This window comes from Furfurilactobacillus sp. WILCCON 0119 (assembly GCF_053471565.1).
Genome location: NZ_JBPCCV010000001.1, coordinates 545,472 through 563,841 on the forward strand (window position 1 = coordinate 545,472; position 18,370 = coordinate 563,841).

The 18,370-nt window shown below is 47.4% G+C and carries 12 protein-coding genes; all 12 read right to left on the reverse strand.

Going from position 1 to position 18,370, the window contains the following annotated elements:
- Positions 1-66: 66 nt before the first annotated feature.
- Positions 67-1,200 carry an RNA polymerase sigma factor RpoD gene (gene rpoD, locus ACRYI5_RS02855; RefSeq protein ID WP_407879464.1) on the reverse strand — a complete coding sequence of 378 codons (1,134 nt, stop codon included), beginning with the start codon at positions 1,198-1,200 and terminating at the stop codon, positions 67-69.
- A gap of 65 nt (positions 1,201-1,265) precedes the next feature.
- Positions 1,266-3,101: a DNA primase gene (dnaG, locus tag ACRYI5_RS02860; RefSeq protein ID WP_448224204.1), complete on the reverse strand. Its 1,836-nt coding sequence runs from the start codon at positions 3,099-3,101 to the stop codon at positions 1,266-1,268.
- 203 nt (positions 3,102-3,304) lie between these two features.
- A complete protein-coding gene (locus ACRYI5_RS02865) occupies positions 3,305-3,688 on the reverse strand; it encodes a DUF488 domain-containing protein (protein ID WP_448224205.1) in 384 nt (127 codons plus the stop codon).
- 98 nt (positions 3,689-3,786) lie between these two features.
- Entirely contained in the window at positions 3,787-5,877 is a 2,091-nt protein-coding gene (glyS, locus tag ACRYI5_RS02870; protein WP_407879459.1) for a glycine--tRNA ligase subunit beta, read from the reverse strand.
- Positions 5,877-6,851 (reverse strand): glycine--tRNA ligase subunit alpha, encoded by a 975-nt coding sequence (glyQ, locus tag ACRYI5_RS02875; protein ID WP_407879487.1) that lies wholly within the window; start codon positions 6,849-6,851, stop codon positions 5,877-5,879. Before glyQ ends, glyS begins: the two co-directional genes overlap by 1 nt.
- Positions 6,852-7,162: 311 nt before the next feature.
- On the reverse strand, positions 7,163-7,849 hold the full coding sequence (locus tag ACRYI5_RS02880; RefSeq protein ID WP_448224206.1) for an SDR family NAD(P)-dependent oxidoreductase: 687 nt from the start codon (positions 7,847-7,849) through the stop codon (positions 7,163-7,165).
- Positions 7,850-7,873: 24 nt separating this feature from the next.
- Positions 7,874-8,743, reverse strand: a complete 870-nt coding sequence (recO, locus tag ACRYI5_RS02885) for a DNA repair protein RecO (protein ID WP_448224207.1) — start codon at positions 8,741-8,743, stop codon at positions 7,874-7,876.
- A 73-nt stretch (positions 8,744-8,816) separates the two neighbouring features.
- Entirely contained in the window at positions 8,817-9,755 is a 939-nt protein-coding gene (gene era / locus ACRYI5_RS02890; RefSeq protein WP_407879454.1) for a GTPase Era, read from the reverse strand.
- Between the two features lie 23 nt (positions 9,756-9,778).
- Positions 9,779-10,180, reverse strand: coding sequence for a diacylglycerol kinase family protein (locus ACRYI5_RS02895; protein WP_448224208.1), 402 nt, complete (start codon positions 10,178-10,180; stop codon positions 9,779-9,781).
- The gene (gene ybeY / locus ACRYI5_RS02900; protein ID WP_448224209.1) at positions 10,158-10,640 is read right to left on the reverse strand and encodes an rRNA maturation RNase YbeY; all 483 of its coding nucleotides are present in this window, start codon (positions 10,638-10,640) and stop codon (positions 10,158-10,160) included. The genes ACRYI5_RS02895 and ybeY overlap by 23 nt, the downstream gene beginning before the upstream one ends.
- A gap of 25 nt (positions 10,641-10,665) precedes the next feature.
- Complete coding sequence (locus tag ACRYI5_RS02905; protein WP_407879448.1) at positions 10,666-11,676, reverse strand: PhoH family protein; 1,011 nt, start codon at positions 11,674-11,676, stop codon at positions 10,666-10,668.
- A 145-nt stretch (positions 11,677-11,821) separates the two neighbouring features.
- Complete coding sequence (locus ACRYI5_RS02910) at positions 11,822-18,094, reverse strand: mucin-binding protein (protein WP_448224210.1); 6,273 nt, start codon at positions 18,092-18,094, stop codon at positions 11,822-11,824.
- Positions 18,095-18,370 lie beyond the last annotated feature (276 nt).

Below are 18,370 nucleotides of genomic sequence, written 5' to 3' on the forward strand. Positions count from 1 at the left end.
CAACCCACAAAAAAGCGCTAACGGATGATTAGACATCCATTAGCGCTTTTTTTGAGTTGTTCATTTTTATTCCAAGAAATCTTTAAGCTGCTTTGAACGACTTGGGTGGCGTAACTTCCGCAACGCCTTGGCTTCGATCTGACGAATCCGTTCCCGGGTCACACCGAACACCTTCCCAACTTCTTCCAACGTCCGGGTCCGACCATCGTCCAACCCAAACCGTAACCGCAACACATTTTCTTCCCGGTCAGTCAGCGTGTCCAGGACACTTTCCAACTGTTCCTTCAGAAGTTCATAGGCGGCGTGATCCGCTGGTGACGTGGCATCCTGGTCTTCAATGAAGTCACCCAGGTGAGAATCATCTTCTTCACCAATTGGCGTTTCCAATGAAACGGGTTCTTGCGCGATCTTCAAGATTTCACGAACTTTGTCCGTTGGCATGTCCATTTCGGCCCCAATTTCTTCAGGAATGGGTTCACGCCCTAAGTCTTGAAGTAATTGACGTTGAATCCGAATCAACTTGTTGATGGTTTCAACCATGTGAACCGGAATCCGGATCGTCCGCGCTTGGTCAGCAATGGCACGGGTAATTGCTTGACGAATCCACCATGTGGCGTACGTTGAGAATTTGAATCCCTTCCGGTAGTCAAACTTTTCAACGGCCTTCATCAAGCCCATGTTCCCTTCTTGGATCAAGTCCAAGAACTGCATTCCCCGACCAACATACCGTTTAGCGATGGAAACCACCAACCGTAAGTTTGCTTCAGCTAATTCTTGTTTAGCTTCTTCATCGCCTTGCTCAATCCGCAGGGCCAAAGCCACTTCTTCATCAGCTGACAGCAATGAAACCCGACCAATTTCTTTCAGGTACATCCGCACAGGATCATTAATCTTAATCCCGGATGGTGCGGCGTCACTTGCCTTTAATTCTTTAGCAGAAACATCGCTCTTCTTATTCTTTAACGCGTGTTCAGAGGGGTCACCATTTTCATCGACAACACTGATCCCGGCGTCCTCAACCTTTTGCATCAAATCATCGATTTGATCTGCGTCCAGTTTGAAGGGCGTCACGAGTTGCTTTTGCAAATCGTCGTACTGAACTTCTTTTGCCTTCTTGTGGTCCTTAATTAACCCATTAACGGCTGTGGTGAACTTTTTTTCATCAAAATTCTTTGCTGCTGTTTCTTGCTTTTCAGACATGCAAGGTCCCCCTTATTATTCACGATCCGATAAGAACAATTAGTTTACACTGACTTAAAAAATAATCAAGCATTCTTCATGGCCTGTTTTTGTTTATACAAATTAACCAGGTCCAACGTTAACTGATTTTGAAGATCACGGTTGTTCAACCGCTTGGCTTCGATCATGGCCAGGTTCTTTTGCCGAATGGCTTCATCTAGTGGCGCCTGGTGCATAATCAAATGCATACAGTCATCAACATCCGTTAAATCATTCCGCGTCACGGTCGGCCGTTCGGTTACCTCAATCAGCACCCGTTGCAAGGCATCATCATTGATGTAATCCAAAAAGCCGGCGATTTGAAGCTCCGCATGCGTTTGTTTAAACCCCTGTGCCAATAAAAACAGCGTTTGGTACTGGTCATGAACAAAGTGAAAATCTTGATTGGCCGTTACATGCAGCCACACACTTTGATCCGTAAGCATCCGTTCCAGTAACAGCTGTTCGGCACGCTCAACCTGCGATAACACAGCCCGTTCTTGCTCCACCTGTCGTGGTGGTGCTGCGGGCGCCAAATGCCCTTCGCCAGCCACTGTCGCTGGTGCTTGCCGTGACTGTAACATCTCAGCCAGCTGCTGTTTTAAACTTGCCTTGTCAACGTCAAAGCGCTCCGCCAGTTGATTGATGTACAAATCGCGCTCAACGGGGGCACGAACGCCAGCAATGATCTTTAGCACCTCATCCAGATACGTCAGTTGATCGCTTTGATTATCGAGGTTCCGACCACGGGCCAGATACCGCAACGCAAAGCCGACCGGCGTCTCTTTGGCCCCTTCATAAACGGCCCGAAAACGTTTCGCATCGTACTTACGCAGGTACTCATCTGGATCAAGGCCCTCCGGCATTTGAACCACGCCAAGCGTCATTGTGCTTTGTTCGCCAATCAATGACAGCGCCCGGTGGGTCGCGTTTTGACCGGCATCATCACCATCATATGAGACATACAAGGTGTGGGCGACCCGTTGTAAGATGCCGATTTGATCCGTTGTCAAACTGGTTCCCATGGAGGCAATCCCGTTTTTAATGCCCGCAGAATAAGCGGCAATCACATCCATGAACCCTTCAAACAAAATCACCGCGTCTGCTTTCCGAATCTCTGGTCGTGCAAGATCGAAATTAAACAGAGTATCACTTTTATGGAAAATATCCGTTTCAGGACTGTTCAGATACTTCGGTGCGTCTGGATCCTTGTGGAGAAGCCGGCCGGAAAAGGCAATCACCTTTCCACGCTGGTTACGAATCGTAAACATCACCCGGTTACTAAACCGATCCCGAAGCTGGCCATCCTGATTTTCAATAAACAAACCAGAACGCCGTAATAACTGATAATCAATCTGCCGCTCTTCAAAGAACGGTTTGAGCAACCCTTCACTGGGCGCAAACCCAATGTTAAACGCTTCGATGGTCTCATCGTCCAGACCCCGATCATGCAAGTATGCCAAGGCCTCTTCGCCTAGCTGGGTGTTAACTAACACGTGGTGATACAACTTGGCGGCATCCTCGTATAACGCGATTAACCGACTTGTTTGTGTATCAACTGGTGCGGACTCAACCTGCCGATACTCAGCCGCAATGTTGATGTTAGCATCATCGGCGACTTGTAAGACGGCCTCCGGGAAGCTGAGGTTATTTAACTCCATCAGGAATTTGAATACATTACCGCCCCGGCCACAACTAAAGCAATGAAAGATTTGCTTTTCTTCATTGACAGAAAATGACGGGGTGCGTTCTTCATGAAACGGACACAGGCCGAACAAATTCTTACCCGATTTTTTTAACTGGACAGTTTGGCCAACGACATCCGCAATGTTGACGGATGTCCGCACTGTTTCAATGACGTCTTCAGGAATTCGTGTTGCCACAACATCACCTCCAGTAACGGTTCATTTCATGAGTTCAGTGTCAATAATGAGCGTAAAAAGGCGCATCTTCCGTCTTCGTCACCAGTCGGCTTCGGGGAAACAAAAAATGCGACTCTAAAAATTGGCCCATTTACACACATAAAATATTATACACGCTTTCCAATCAATGTACAGGACTTTGATTCATGTTCAGAAAGTAATTCTTAGTCGGTCACTTTTGTCAACTTAGCCGGTAATTGTGTCAGCAAGTACGCCTTTAAGACAACGGCATTGTTATGCAACTCATCTTTCGCACCGTAAACAAGGGTCACATTCCCCTGTTCAAGCCCCGTCGCAACCTGTTCAATAAATTTTGGCGTTGCCGGATTGACCGCTAACTCAGCCGTATAGGCCGTGACAAACGTCGGAAACTGGTTTGGGTCATGCCCGAATTGTTGCCGGATCGTCGTGCTGGGTGCAATTGCTTTCGCCCAATCCGTCAACGCCGCCTGTTCTTTTGAGCGGCCACGCGCCCACAACCGGTCCACTAAAATACGCTGGCCGTCCGTCTCCATAACTGGTGCATACACCCGTTTGATTTGTAACATCTGCATCCCCCCATTCACACCAACAAATAAACCGCAAGGAGCGTTGCTCCTCACGGTTTACGATCGATCTTATTTTAACGCACTTTGGCTAATTTAGCTTACTTCACGATCAGCTGTTGTAAATCACCCAATTGAATCGTCAATTGCGTTAATTGAGCCAGCTGGTTCAACCGGTTCCGCCGCACAGCATCATCATCAGCCATGACCATGTTCGCTTCAAAGTACGCTTCAATGGCTGGCCGAAGATCAGCTAAGGCCCGGTAGTTTTCGTCCGGTGTCCGTTCGTCAAAATGACGTTTAACATCATTAACAGCGTCAAATAACGTTTGCTCAGAATCATCGTCAAACAGTGCTGGATCAACTGGTAATTCCGTCTGTGTTAATAACTCATCCTTCGTTAACCGGGCCACCCGGGTCAGTGCTTCAATGGCATCCTTAAAGTCACCATCGTTGGCATGGGCGATCAGTGCGGCTGCGTCGTCTAACATACTCAACACATCACTGGTCTTTGCGTTGGTTACGGCTTCAACGATATCATGACGAACATGCTGACCAGCAAACCACTGGCGAACCCGATCGTTCATGAACGCCTGGATCTGTTGCCGACTGTGATCCAAGTTTGCCATTAATTCAGGATTAAATTCAACGTGCTTATTGGATAAGGCAATTCCGAAGTCTTGCCCCATCTTCATCAGTGGTAAATGCCACTTTTGATCACGCAGAATCCGCACAATTCCAAACGCTTGCCGCCGCAATGCGTACGGGTCGTTTGAACCGTTTGGAATCATGTCGGCCGCAAAGAAGGACACGATGCTGTCGTACTTATCAGCAACCGCTAGCGCTGCCCCAATCCGTGATTTCGGCAATGCGCCTTCAGCAGAGATTGGCATGTAGTGTTCACGAATGGCTTGCGCAACACTTGGCTTTTCACCAAACAGCAACGCGTATTTTTCACCCATGATGCCTTGCAGTTCAGCAAATTCGCCGACCATTCCAGTCACAAGGTCAAACTTATAGATTTCGCTTGCTCGTTGTAAATCAGCAAGTTCTTCGTCAGAGAAACCGATCCGTTGCCCAATCAAATTGGCGATGATCCCGGTCCGCTTCATGTGTTCTGCCATGGACCCGATCTTGTCATGGAAACTAACGCCCTTTAACTTGTTGACATAGAAATCAATGTCGTGCTTTTGGTCTTCTTGGTAGAAGAACATTGCGTCCTCTAAACGAGCCGTCAGCACCTTTTCGTTTCCGGCAATCACATTATCTAAATGTTGGTCGTTCCCATTTCGAACAGAGACAAAGTTTGGCAGGAGCTTTCCTGACGCATCCTGAACGTAGAAGAAGCGTTGGTGGTCACGCATGGAAGTGATCAACACTTCGTCTGGAATCGTCAGGTACTTGTCGTCAAAGTGACCAGCAAAACTCGTTGGCCATTCAACCAAGTTGTTGACTTCTTCCAAAAGATCGTCGTCCACCGTGATCGTCCAACCATTAGTTTCGGCGATTTCAGCAATTTGCTGACGAATCCGGGCCTTCCGTTTGCCAGCGTCTGCGATTACGAATTGGCTAGTCAATGCTTCTTCATAATCAGCAGCCGTGGCTAGGTCAACTTCTTTTCCTAGGAACCGGTGGCCCTGTGTTGTCCGTCCAGTGGTGATGTTTAAAATGCTAAACGGAAGCACCTTATCATCTAACAACGCCACAAGCCAACGAATTGGCCGGACATATTGGAACTTAAAGCTCCCCCATTTCATCATGGTTGGGAACGTCATCGCCATGATCACGTCCTTCAAGCCAGTCAAAACTGTGGCAACTGGTTGGCCATCTTCGTGCTTGTTAACATAAACATAGTCCTCGCCCTTAATGGCCTTAAACGTGATGTCGTCAACCGTGGCCCCTTGGCCCCGAACAAAACCCTGCGCAGCCTTTGTCCAGTTGCCGTCTTCGTCTTGCGCGATCCGTTTAGCTGGACCCTTAACTTCTTCTTCAATATCTGGTTGTTGATCAGCCAGTCCGGAAATCAGGAGGGCTAACCGCCGTGGTGTCGAAAATGACTTAATTGCGTCAAACGTAATTCGTTGTTCATTTAGGTACGTTGTTGTCCGAGCAACCAGTTGATCAATACTAGGTGTGACCACATGCGCCGGAATTTCTTCTAAACCAACTTCAAGTAAGAATTCATGTGCCATTATTTAGCCTCCTTCTTTGTCCGTTTAGCTGCCTTAGCCGCTTTTTTCGCCTGACGGGCTTCCCAATCAGCCAAAACTGCCTGCCGTTGCTTGTCATCTTTGATCAACGGGAAGCCACGCTTAGCCCGTTCATCAATAAACGTTTGGGCAACGGTCCGCGCCATGTTCCGAATCCGGCTTAGATAGCCAGCCCGTTCAGTCACAGAAACGGCGCCCCGAGCGTCTAATAGGTTAAATGTGTGGGAACACTTCAAAATGTCATCGTAAGCGGGGTGCACGAGGCCCTTTGCCAGGTTGGCTTGGGCTTCACGCTCAAAGTCGTCAAACATCCGCAGTAACATTTCCTGGTTACTTTCTTCAAATGAATACTTACTGTGTTCGTATTCAGGTTCTTTGAAGATGTCGCCATACAAAACACCGTCGCTCCATTCCAAATCAAACACGGAGTTTACGTCCTGAATGTAAGAAGATAACCGTTCCAATCCGTAGGTCACTTCGGCAGCAACCGGGTTCATTTCCTGACCACCGACGATTTGGAAGTATGTGAACTGGGTGATCTCCATTCCATCCAGCCAAACTTCCCAACCAACACCGGCACACCCCATTGATGGGTTTTCCCAGTTATCTTCAACGAAGCGAATGTCATGTTCTAATGGATCAATGCCCAATTCACGCAAACTGTTCAAGTATAATTCCTGAATGTTCGCTGGGGCTGGCTTCATCAGCACTTGGAATTGGTGGTGTTGGTACAACCGGTTTGGGTTTTCCCCGTAACGGCCATCGGCAGGTCGCCGACTTGGTTCCACGTAAGCGGCGTTCCATGGTTCTGGACCGATGGCACGCAGGAACGTGTAGGGACTCATGGTTCCGGCCCCCTTTTCGGTATCGTAGGCCTGCATCAGCATACAGCCCTGTGCAGCCCAGTATTGTTGCAACGTAAGAATAATTTGTTGCACGGAAAGCTTTTGATCGATCTGATTTTCCATGATGGTCTCCTTTTAAAATAAAAACGTCCCTACACCAACACAATGTGTGTTGATGTAGGGACGTGACTAATTAATCGACGCGGTTCCACCCTACTTCCCAAAAGAATTCGGGCAGCTTGATTGGTTGTCGACTCGCAAAATGCCAATCGTTCGCAAGGATGACCAGGCTCACACTCTCCCTGGCTCGCTAAACGTCCTCACGACGACCCTTTTTGGTCCATGTCGACGGTATTAAATTACTTAACTCCCTCATCATAGACATTGAACAAACGGTTGTCAATCGTCGATGATTAGTTTTTTTACCATGGCACAATTTGATCCTGATAATCACGGAACCAAACGCCTGGTTCGCCTAAGTGTCGTTCAATAACATCAGCCAGCCCGCTAGCACTTTGCTCGACTGTTAGCGGGGCTTGCCCAGATTGGCGACCAAGATCCGTTTGGACCCAACCGGGATGAAGGAGTAGCAGCGCTTGCTGTGGTGAAGATGCACCGTAGCTTCGAACAAGTTGGTTTAGCGCTGCCTTACTGGCACGATACACATCATCACCGCCACGAACATTAAGACTCACGCTGCCTTGTCGTGAAAACGTCACGGCTAACGTGCCGTGGGCGTTCAACAACGGGGCCATTCGCTCAATGAAACGTACCGGTGCAAACGCATTGGTTAGCATGACCCGACTAAATTCACTTGCTGGCATTTCACTGACTGGGACATCTTTCGGTGCGATCCCCGCATTGACTAAGATCAAATCAAACCGTTGCTCTGCCAATTCACGCTGAAGATCAGTTACCGTTTGGTCAAGCGTAATGTCAACGGTCGCCGTTGTCACGTTCAACGCCGGGTTTGCTGTCGCAAAGGCCTCTAGCTCACTCTGTGAACCTTGCCGAACGGTCCCAACGGTCGACCACTGGCGGTGGGCCAGTTCCTTAACAAGACCAAGGCCAATTCCACGTGAGGCACCAACAATTAACGCTTTGTTCATCTCGTTACCTTCTCTCTTTGCTGACTAGGATTCATGTGACGTTGGCTCACCTGGTTCTGTTGAAGCCGCCGGTGGTTTCGGTGCTTCCTCCGATTTAGCCCGCTGCTTCAGCTGTTCACCGCGCGTCGCAAGTTGATCCTCCCACGTCGCCATCTGATCAATAAACCGTTTCGAACGTAGGTGCAACCCGACACTATTATCATAAATTAAGTCTAGGACACGCCGAAGCCCCCGTTTGGTTTTTGCCGAAACGTTGATCGTCGTTACCTTATCTAAATCGATCACTGAAAATTGCCGCAAGTAGAAGATGGTCCGGGCGTCCAGGTGGAGCCGGTGTTTATCCGTCGCAAAATGATTTTGACAAATGAGCCCACCAGCCGCTTCCGAATAATCAAACGGAAGGTCAGTCCGGCCGCAAATTGCACACCCCTGTAACTCAGGGGCAACCCCAAAGGCTGTCAGCAACTGGATTTCCATAATGTTCGTAATGATCTGTTCGTCGAGCCCCTCATCAATGAGTGTCAACGCCCGTTGCGTCTTCAAAAACCACTGGGGCACCACTTGACCATCACGAAACGCCGCGTCAATCAAGCTTAAAATGTACGTGGCGTAAGCATTCTTGTTGATATCTGCACTGATCGTTCGAAACTGGGTCGTTTGTTTGGCAGCGTTAATGAAACTAAGACCATCATCGTTCACGTTTCCGACGTAAGCGCCCATCATAAATGGTAACAGGGCGCTGTGGAGGCGAAAGCCCCGCCGTTTACCGTCCTTAATGAAAAACATTTTTTTGCCATATTCGCCGGTAAAAATTTTAATCAGCTGATCACGTTCGCGGTAATCCTGACTGTACATGATGATTCCATTAAACAAAACGTTTTGGTACGTTGCCATTCGTGACACCCCCTTAACGCAAGCAAGTCGCAACGGTGGTCTAACGGACCCCGTCACGACTTACTAAACGCAATTAATAGTCTTTTGCTTTATAGCCATATTCACGTAGCGCTGATGGCTTATCACGCCAGTGTTGGACCACCTTAACCCAGAGTTCCAGGTACACACGGTCACCCAAAAGCGGTTCGATGTCGGCCCGGGCACGTGACCCGATTTCCTTTAACATCTTACCACCTTTACCAATAATGATCCCCTTTTGTGACGTCCGGTCCACAACAATTGTGGCCGCAATGTGCACCAGTTCGTTTGGTTGACCATCAGCGTTTTTGCCCGGCCGGGTCTCACGCTTCATGGATTCCACTTCAACAGCAACGGAATGCGGAACTTCATCACGTGTTAACTGAAGGACCTTCTCCCGAACCAATTCAGCCACCACGAATCGTTCTGGGTGATCCGTAATTTGATCATCGGGGTAATACTGAGGCCCCTCTGGGAGATCAGCTGATAATTGAGTCAAAAATTCGTCAACATTATTGCCCTGCAACGCCGAGATTGGGTACACTTCCTTCCAATCCAATGCGTCTTTATATTGTTCAAGAACGGACATTAATTTGTCTGGGTGAATTTGATCGATCTTGTTAATCACTAGGTAAATTGGCTTATGAATGTCCTTCAACCGATCAATGATGTAGTTATCACCCGCCCCACGCATTTGCGTAGCGTTAACCATGAATAACACGGCGTCAACTTCGTTTAACGTTGAAACGGCCGAATTAACCATAAATTCATCCAGTTTACTGGTGGGTTTAAAAATCCCGGGCGTATCAATAAACACAATTTGTTCCGTGTTGGTTGTGTAGATTCCCTGAATTTTGTTCCGTGTTGTTTGGGCCACATTACTCATAATGGCCACTTTTTGGCCGATCACCCGGTTTAAAAAGGTTGATTTACCGACATTTGGGCGACCAATAATGGCCACGAATCCTGAATGAAACGCTGGTTGTTCCTGCATAACTTGTTAACTTCCCTTCGACGTTAAAATAATAGTTGCCAAACCCGTGGTACAAACACTAAACAGCCCGTAATGATGGCAAACATTGCCGCAACCACCACTGCGCCAGCAGCAACATCCTTAACCCGCTTGGCCGCCGGATTATACTGGCCCTGGGTCACTAAATCACTTAGGGCTTCCGCAATTGTGTTCGCAAATTCTGCGAGGATGACCGTAAAAATTGCAAGCGTGATCCATAGCCAATCCACACGGTTGATCTGCAAAATCAACCCACATAATAACGCTGCCAGTGCAAAGATGAGGTGGTAGCGCATGTTTGGTTCCGTATGGATCGTGTCCATGATCCCATCGATCGCGTGATAAAAGGCCTGGATGAAATGATGATTTTTGTCCGTCTGCCGCTTATCTGGTGAGGCCATAATCATCGAGGATCTTCCGTTGAAGATCAAACATCTTCTTTTCGTCTTCAGGCTCCATGTGATCAAACCCGTTCAAATGGAGGAAGCCGTGAATCGTCAAGAACCCAAGTTCCCGTTCATACGAGTGGCCAAGGTACTCTGCTTGCGTACCCACTTTATCAACGGAAATCATGATGTCGCCGATGTTTAGCGGAATCTCTGCACGCAGTTCGTCATCCATGATGATGGCGTCCTCGTCGTCAGGATCCTCTTCAATGGCAAAACTAATGACATCGGTTGGCTTGTCGACCCCACGGCACTCGTTGTTGAGCTTACGCATGGCGTCATTATTCATCAGCGTCACGGACATCTCCGTGTTTTCTGGCAAATCAATTTCTTGACTAGCTTTCTCAAGCACACCGCGAATCAGCGTCAACTGTGCTTCTGGCACACCAGCTTCTGTTTGATCAAAAATTTCTAAATCCATGGTTATCCTTTCATCTCACCCACGCCTATTGAGCTGTGGTTTGTTTCTCGTACGCGTTAATGATGCTTGCCACAACAGGATGCCGAACCACGTCATCGGCGCTAAACGTTACAAAACCGATGTGATCAATGTGTTGTAACAAATGATTGGCGTCAACAAGACCGGAGTGGGTTCCTCGCGGGAGGTCAATTTGTGAAATATCACCGTTAACAATCATCTTTGAGCCAAACCCAAGACGGGTCAAAAACATCTTCATTTGAGCATTCGTTGTGTTTTGTGCTTCATCTAAAATAACAAACGCGTTGTCTAACGTTCGGCCCCGCATGTACGCTAATGGCGCAATTTCGATGACCTCACGATCCAATAACCGTTGCGTGTGTTCAGCGCCTAAAATCTGGTACAACGCGTCATAAATCGGCCGCAGATAAGGATCAACCTTTTCTTTCAGGTCACCTGGTAAGAACCCAAGGCTTTCGCCGGCTTCCACGGCGGGCCGGGTCAAAATGATTTTTTCGACGTCCCCCCGTTTTAACGCAGCGACAGCCATCACCACGGCCAAAAATGTCTTCCCGGTCCCAGCAGGACCGATGCCAAACGTAATGTCATTATGACCAATGGACTGAATGTACTGCCGCTGACCATAATTTTTAACCCGGATGGCGCGGCCACGGTCATCCTTCAACAATGTCTGTTTATAGAGATCTTGGAAATAATCCAGAGTGTCCTTATGCGCCATGTTCATTGCCGAGACAATGTCAGCACTGTTAAGCGTGATGCCCTGTTTCATTAACTGAACTAAATTATCAATAATTTGAATCGTTTGCTTAACGTGATCTTCGTCATCACCGGACACGGTAATCAGGTCACCAAAGGGGTGAATTCTGACGGCCATTCCTTCAGCCAACAACGTTAGGTTCGCGTCATTGGCCCCAACTAAGCCAGCTTCTAAATCTGGTGTTGATAAACGAAAACTCCGTTCAAACGCATCGTGGTTGTCTGCCAAAAATGACACTCCTTTACCATAATATTCAGGCATAATGCCGGTGTGGTTACCCCTTATTTTAGCATAAAGCCCCCTAACAACAAACAATGTGTCAATCTTAGTCGTTCTGAACAACTAAAACTGCCCTGGCCACAAGTTTCATGACCAGAGCAGTTTTAGTTTATCCATTGTTCATTGTCTATTCGTGATGCTTTTTACGAAATAGGCTTAACCCTGCCAATAACGAGACTGCAGAGAGACCGACCAGTTCGGCCAAGGTTTCCGTCCGGTTGGTTTCACCAGTCTCAGGCAAACTAACCTGCTGGTTGTTAACGTCGTGATGGTCACGGCTCGTCTGCCCTGAAGTAGTTGCAGTAGTTGGCACCGTTTCGTGCTGGCCAGATTCAGAGCTGTCTGGCGCTGACGTCGTCGGTGTTGTTGGCGTTAATTGCCCAGGTTCCCCCGGCGTGACCGTTTCACCTGGGGTCGTAACTGGTTCATCACGCGCATAAACCAACGTTTGAACGTCGTCAGCACTTTGTGGCGTCACGTTAACCACGGTTGTTGCCGCCGTTAACGCATGGAAACCAGCAATTGATTTTGCCGGTTCGGCGGTAAACACAAGACCATCCTGTGTCGATGCCCAGTTTCCATACGTTGCTACGTTTGTAACCAAATCAAGTGTACCAGTTCGTGTAAACGAAATCGTCCGCACCAAATCTGGCGCTAATGGATTCCCCGCATCATCTTGATAATGAATGGTTTGGGTGACTGTCTTGGTTAGCTCATCCGCATTGGTTACCGGAACCACCTGATGTTTCAAACGAACGGTGTATGCCTTAGCCACACCATCCTGATCATACACAACACCTGTTTCTGGGAAGTCGGAACCAACCAGAACATAGTGTTTTTGTTCGTACGCCGCAACCTTTTCTGCGGTGGTATAGGCATCAGTTGTCCCATAAGCACCAGTCAGATCATCCACCGTCAACGTTTTCCCGGTTGTCTCATCAACATAAGTCACCGTCGCGGTTTCGTTGTTAATCGTATACGTGACTGTGATCGCTTTATCGGCGTCTCCATGAGCGACCACGCTACCATCCACCTGTGCCTGACTGGCGGTGTAACCCGTTAATTCAGGTGAAACCGTGGTGTCGTAATGATTCTTAGCGGTTGTCCAGTCGCCATAATTACCGAACGCACCTGTAACGGCATCAACCGTCGCCGATCGCGTGTACGTGACTTTCTGACTAACGCTTGGTTTTGCCATGGTGCCATCTGAGTAAACGTAGTTGATCGTCTGGGTGCTCGTTTCGGTCAGTGACTTCAAATCCGTTCCGGCTGGATACTTAGGTCCATCAGGATTGCTTGGATCAATTGGTTGACCCGGCGTCCCTGGGTTATCAGGCGTTACCGTCTTTGTGCCATGCTTTAGAGTCACCGTGTAATTCTGTGGTTCGTCGACATTGTACGTCAAGGTCGGTGGGAAGTTTGAACTAACCAGAACATAACCAAGTTGTTCATACTTAGTGATCTGTTCGGCCGTTGTGTAATCGCTAGTTGTTCCGTAGTCACCACTCAGTTCATCCGTCGCCAAAGTCTTTCCGGTCGTTTCATCAACATAGGTGACTGTGGCAGTTTCGACGTTTGGTGTGTACGTCACTGTGATCGATTTATCAGCGTCGCCGTGAGCGACCACACTACCATCAACTTGTACCTGACTGGCGGTGTAACCCGTTAACTCAGGTGAAACTTGCGTATCATAATGATCTTTTGCAGCAGCCCAATCTGTATACGTCACTTCGCCAGTCACGACATCGAATGTGGCATCACGCGTAAACGTCACTGTTTGCGTCGCGTCTGGCGCCGCCACTGTCCCATCCTTATAAACATACTTAATTGTCTGAGTGCTTGTTTCGGTCAGTGACTTCAAATCCGTCCCAGATGGGTACTTTGGTCCGTCAGGATTGCTTGGATCAATTGGTTGACCTGGCGTGCCTGGGTTATCCGGCGTTACCGTCTTGGTTCCATGATCAAAGATTACCGTGTAGGTCTTCGTCGTTCCATCATCAGTATCGTACTTAATCCCATCGACTGGGAAATCAGAACTAACTAGCACATAACCAAGCTGTTCATACTTAGCAATCTGTTCGGCCGTTGTGTAGGCGCTGGTTGTCCCGTAGTCACCACTCAGATCATCCGTCGTCAAAGTCTTTCCGGTCTTTTGATCAACATAATTGACTGCGGCGGTCTCCGCGTTTGGCGTGTACATCACAGTAACCACTTTGTCCGCATTGCTTTGTGTGACAACACTGCCATCGACTTGCGTTTGATCAGCCGTGTACCCGGTTAAGGTCGGCGAAACCTGCGTGTCGTAAGCATTCTTTGCCGATGCCCAATCGGTATACGTCACTGCGCCGGTCACGACATCAATTTTGGAATCACGCGTAAACGTCACTGTTTGCGTCGCGTCTGGCGCAGCCGCGGTCCCGTCCTTATAAACATACTTAATCGTCTGGGTGCTTGCTTCGGCCAGCGACTTCAAATCCGTTCCGGCTGGGTACTTAGGCCCATCAGGATTGCTTGGATCAATTGGCTGACCTGGCGTGCCTGGGTTATCCGGCGTTACCGTCTTGGTTCCATGTTTTAAGGTTACCGTGTAGGTCTTCGCCGTTCCATCATCAGTATCGTACTTAATCCCATCGACTGGGAAGTCAGAACTAACTAGCACATAACCCTGCTTTTCATAGGCCGCAATTTGGGCCGCAGTCGTATACGAATTAGTTGAACCATAAAGACCTGGTAACGATTTGGAGGACAGCTGTTTGTTAGCCGTTTGATCAAAGTACGTCACCGTTGCCTTTTCCGGATTTCCTCTGTAGGTCACCTTAATGGTCGTATCACCATCACCTTGTGGGACATTGCTTCCAGGAACTTGCGTTTTATTTTGCAAAGGACTATAGCCCGTTATGATTGGCGAAACAACGGTGTCATAGTTCCCTTTATCCGTTGCCCAGTCAGTATGGGTAACGTCACCCGTGGCTTCATCAATTGTGGCAGTTCGCTTATACGTGACCGTTTGAACTGAACTTGGTGCTGCGGTCGTTCCATCAGTGTAGACATACGTAATTGTTTGCGTGCTTGACGTTTCTAATGAATCATAATCCGTTTCGTCCGGATACTTTGGTCCATCTGGGTTGTTTGGATCAATTGGTTCGCCAGGTGTGCCTGGGTTATCCGGCGTTACCGTGATGCGCTTATGCGTAAAGTTAACCGTGTAGGCGTACACCTTCCCATACTCACTAAGTTCAATTGCGGTCGTGGGAAGATCAGTGTTTTCATATTGATAACCCTTGTTTTCCTGCTGAGCAATCAAGGCCGTTGCATCGTACGAATACGATGATGTGTACGGACCATTCTTAATATCTGTGGCCAACACAGTGCCAGTTTCTTGATCGACGTATTTCACCAAGATTTGGACGGGTTTAGGCGTGTAGGTAACATAAATATCACTAACCGGCTGAGTCGTTACAAAGGCCGTCGAAGCGGCAACGAGCAATTTGTCGCTATCGTAACCTGTGATAACCGGCGGAACCACTTCAGGAAAAAGGTTATTATCCGAAGTCCATGGACCATAAGTGACTTCACCCGTAACCGCATCGAATACTGCTTGACGCGTATAAGTCACTGTTAGCGTGGTCATTGGTGCGACGTTTGTTGTTTGATCTGCTAATGTGTAATGGATGATGCGTTTCTTCACTAAATTTAATGAGTCCTCATCCGTCCCAGCTGGATACTTTGGTCCATCTGGATTACTTGGATCAATTGGCTGACCCGGTGTAGCTGGGTTATTCGGAGTCACTGTCACCCATTTATGATGCAAGGTTACCGTGTACGCCTTAACTATCCCATCAGCATCATACACAACTCCGGTTGCTGGAAAGTCAGTTCCTGATGGTGTTAAAGCATACCCTTTTTGTTCGTAACCGGCTATTCGACTAGCAGGGGTATAGGCATCCGTTGTGCCAAAATCACCACTCAGGGTATCAACGTCGCCTAACGTCTTACCAGTCGTCCCATCCACATATTTGACCGTCGCTGTTTCTTTATTGGCCTGATAAACGTAAACGACCGTGCCACCTTCACCAGTCAGCTGACCACTAGCTGGTAGGCCAGTATTATCAGAAACTAGCGTGTAACCCACTTTTGGCTGCGCCGTTGTTGTGTAGTTTAAATAGTCAGCCGCGCTGGCATCCGTCCCGTGACTAGCGGTTCCGGTCGCGGTTGAATCAACGACCGTTGTGCCATCTGCGTTCGTGTGTTGGTAAACGTATTTCACGGCAACGTCACCAACCGTCAATGTGCCTGGTGTAATGGTTACCGCATAGTTTTGGTTAACCGCAGCCGTTGCGTCAAGTGTTGCCGTAATTTGTTTCGTACCAACGGTCGATAAACCATCATCTATTGTATAGACTAACTTTTCACCGTTGACTTCACCCGTTACCGTTGGTGTCAGGTTCTTGGTCGTTCCATCCGCCCACAATGTCTGATTTGGTAACGTAATGGTGGCAGGCGCTTTATCAATCGTTAATGTTCCATCGATATAACTCACATCGTAATTACTTACGTCAGCATCTGTTGTCCCAGTCATTGTGTATGTGCCAGCATTAGTAACAGTAGCTGTTGTTCCGTCGGTTTTTTCTACCGCTTTAAAGACCAAATTATCGTAATTAGTCCCCTTTGTAACGCTTGTCGTGGTGCCGTGAGCCTGACCATCATAAGTAACGTGTTGGTCATTCGCAACGGTTACCGTTAACGGTTCCTTATCGATCGTCAGCGTTCCAGTTGTTGCTGTTAATTTATAGTTCTTTGCTAAAATTGCCGCCTGTGTTGGGTCAGCTAAAGTATACGTTAAGGTGTATGTGCCAGCATTGGTATAACTTGTAGCACCACTACCGTCAGTAGCAATTGAGCTGAAGTCTAACTTATCGTAATTAGTGCCGCTGGTAACTCCTGTTCCTGGCGTATGTGCTTGACCATCATAAATAATTGTTGCTGGGACAGTTGCTACTGTTAATTTGGCGGCTGTAATAAAACTTGGATTTTGGTTAACAAACGTTGCATTAGCATCGAGAACATAATTTGTTCCCAATACAGCCTGAATTTTTGCTGCACCAGCCGGTGTCAACGTTGCAATGTAATTCCCGACATCTGCGCCGGTTAAGTTAGTTGTTCCTTGATAAGCATAGGTAAAGTCAGCCGTCGTCAAAACTGTTTGACCAATGGTTCCGTTAATATCAGCTGCCATATTGCTAATTTTGCCGTTTGAGATAATCAAGGCTTGATTACCAGAACCATCCCGAATAGAAATTAACGGAATCATCGTTAATTGCCCCGTATAAGTTTGAGTTCCTTGCAAAACCCGCATATCATTAGTGCCACTATTTTCCACAGAAGCTTTAATGGTGGCAGGCAAAATCTTTACATGGAAAGTATAGTCCGTTGCACCTTCCGAAAAGGTTGGCGTAATATCATCCGGGCTCATGGGCAGTACATACTGTCCAACACTATTTGGAGACTGAATAATGCTTTCCATTGCACCTTTTCCAGCGTCATTTAATGTGATTGCATAGTCACCCGGCGCCGTAAGTGTCGTTAAATCAGTTCCATCAGGATAAGTTATTGTATTTCCTTTAAGATCTGTATAGGTAATGCTCAAGTAGTTCTCAGCCGAAGGATCGTTTAATAATAAATACAGCAAGTTAACTTTTGTTCCATTTGCGTCAACAAAATAATTGCCAGGGTCATCCTGCATATATAGGGCTGCATCGTTGGCTGGCGATGTTGTTGGTGAACTAACATATAAGCCCAACTGCCCCAAATTAGCCGCACCTGTTTTATAAACCATTGAAATTGTTCCACTAGTAACTAAACTCACAGTTGGCGTTGCCACGGTGTCATTGGCCGTAACAATTCCTGTCGTTGCGACTTTCGGTGTTGCGAGCGCTTGACTGGCAACCGTTTCTGTTGCGGCGGCACTTGTCGTGGCAGCACTAGAACTAGCGGCTGACGTTGCCGTTGTTGTGTCAGTTTGTGAGCGTGTGTCTGTCGTCTTTGTTGTAGACGTTACGGTTGCTTGACTAGCCATCGACGAATCAGCACTTGTCGCAGACTGAGCCGTGGTGGCACTAGCTGTCGAATTTGCTTCACTTGTTGCTTGTGAATTGTCTGCCGCTGATGATTGTAAAGTCACCGCCTTTTGCTCAGTGAGCGGTGTGACTGAACTCCCCGTTGTTTCCGCGTCAGTTCCGTCATCTACTGTTGCCGCTTTTACTAACGTCGGTTGACTGACCGTTAAGCCTAATCCAATCGAAAAAAGTGTCATCCCAGCGGTGACCCACATTTTGCCAGACTTATACAGTTTATAATGTGTTTTACCTGGCCAACCCATCCTGTTTAAATCGGTTTTCATGTTATTGCCCCCAAAGCCTATCAATAAAAAATCAATCAACAAATTTTATTTTTTTGATTGTGTATTATTAAACAAATATTAATTAAGTAGTGAACAACTGTCTTGTGTTCTAACCACTTCTAAGTGTAACCGTAAACTTAATTAAATAACAGATAAATCATCAAAAATATATAAAAAAATTGTAAAAAACAATTATATTACTTATTCAAATTGTTTTTTATTAGTCATTCATCTAATGAATATTTAAACGAAATATGTAGTTTCGCGATGCTTCTT

Coding starts and splice junctions, on each gene's coding strand:
- rpoD (WP_407879464.1), bottom strand. CDS start 1,200: ATGTCTGAAAAGCAAGAAACAGCAGCAAAGAATTTTGATGAAAAAAAG.
- ACRYI5_RS02865 (WP_448224205.1), bottom strand. CDS start 3,688: ATGTTACAAATCAAACGGGTGTATGCACCAGTTATGGAGACGGACGGC.
- glyS (WP_407879459.1), bottom strand. CDS start 5,877: ATGGCACATGAATTCTTACTTGAAGTTGGTTTAGAAGAAATTCCGGCG.
- ACRYI5_RS02880 (WP_448224206.1), bottom strand. CDS start 7,849: ATGAACAAAGCGTTAATTGTTGGTGCCTCACGTGGAATTGGCCTTGGT.
- recO (WP_448224207.1), bottom strand. CDS start 8,743: ATGGCAACGTACCAAAACGTTTTGTTTAATGGAATCATCATGTACAGT.
- era (WP_407879454.1), bottom strand. CDS start 9,755: ATGCAGGAACAACCAGCGTTTCATTCAGGATTCGTGGCCATTATTGGT.
- ACRYI5_RS02895 (WP_448224208.1), bottom strand. CDS start 10,180: ATGATTATGGCCTCACCAGATAAGCGGCAGACGGACAAAAATCATCAT.
- ybeY (WP_448224209.1), bottom strand. CDS start 10,640: ATGGATTTAGAAATTTTTGATCAAACAGAAGCTGGTGTGCCAGAAGCA.
- ACRYI5_RS02905 (WP_407879448.1), bottom strand. CDS start 11,676: ATGCCTGAATATTATGGTAAAGGAGTGTCATTTTTGGCAGACAACCAC.
- ACRYI5_RS02910 (WP_448224210.1), bottom strand. CDS start 18,094: ATGAAAACCGATTTAAACAGGATGGGTTGGCCAGGTAAAACACATTAT.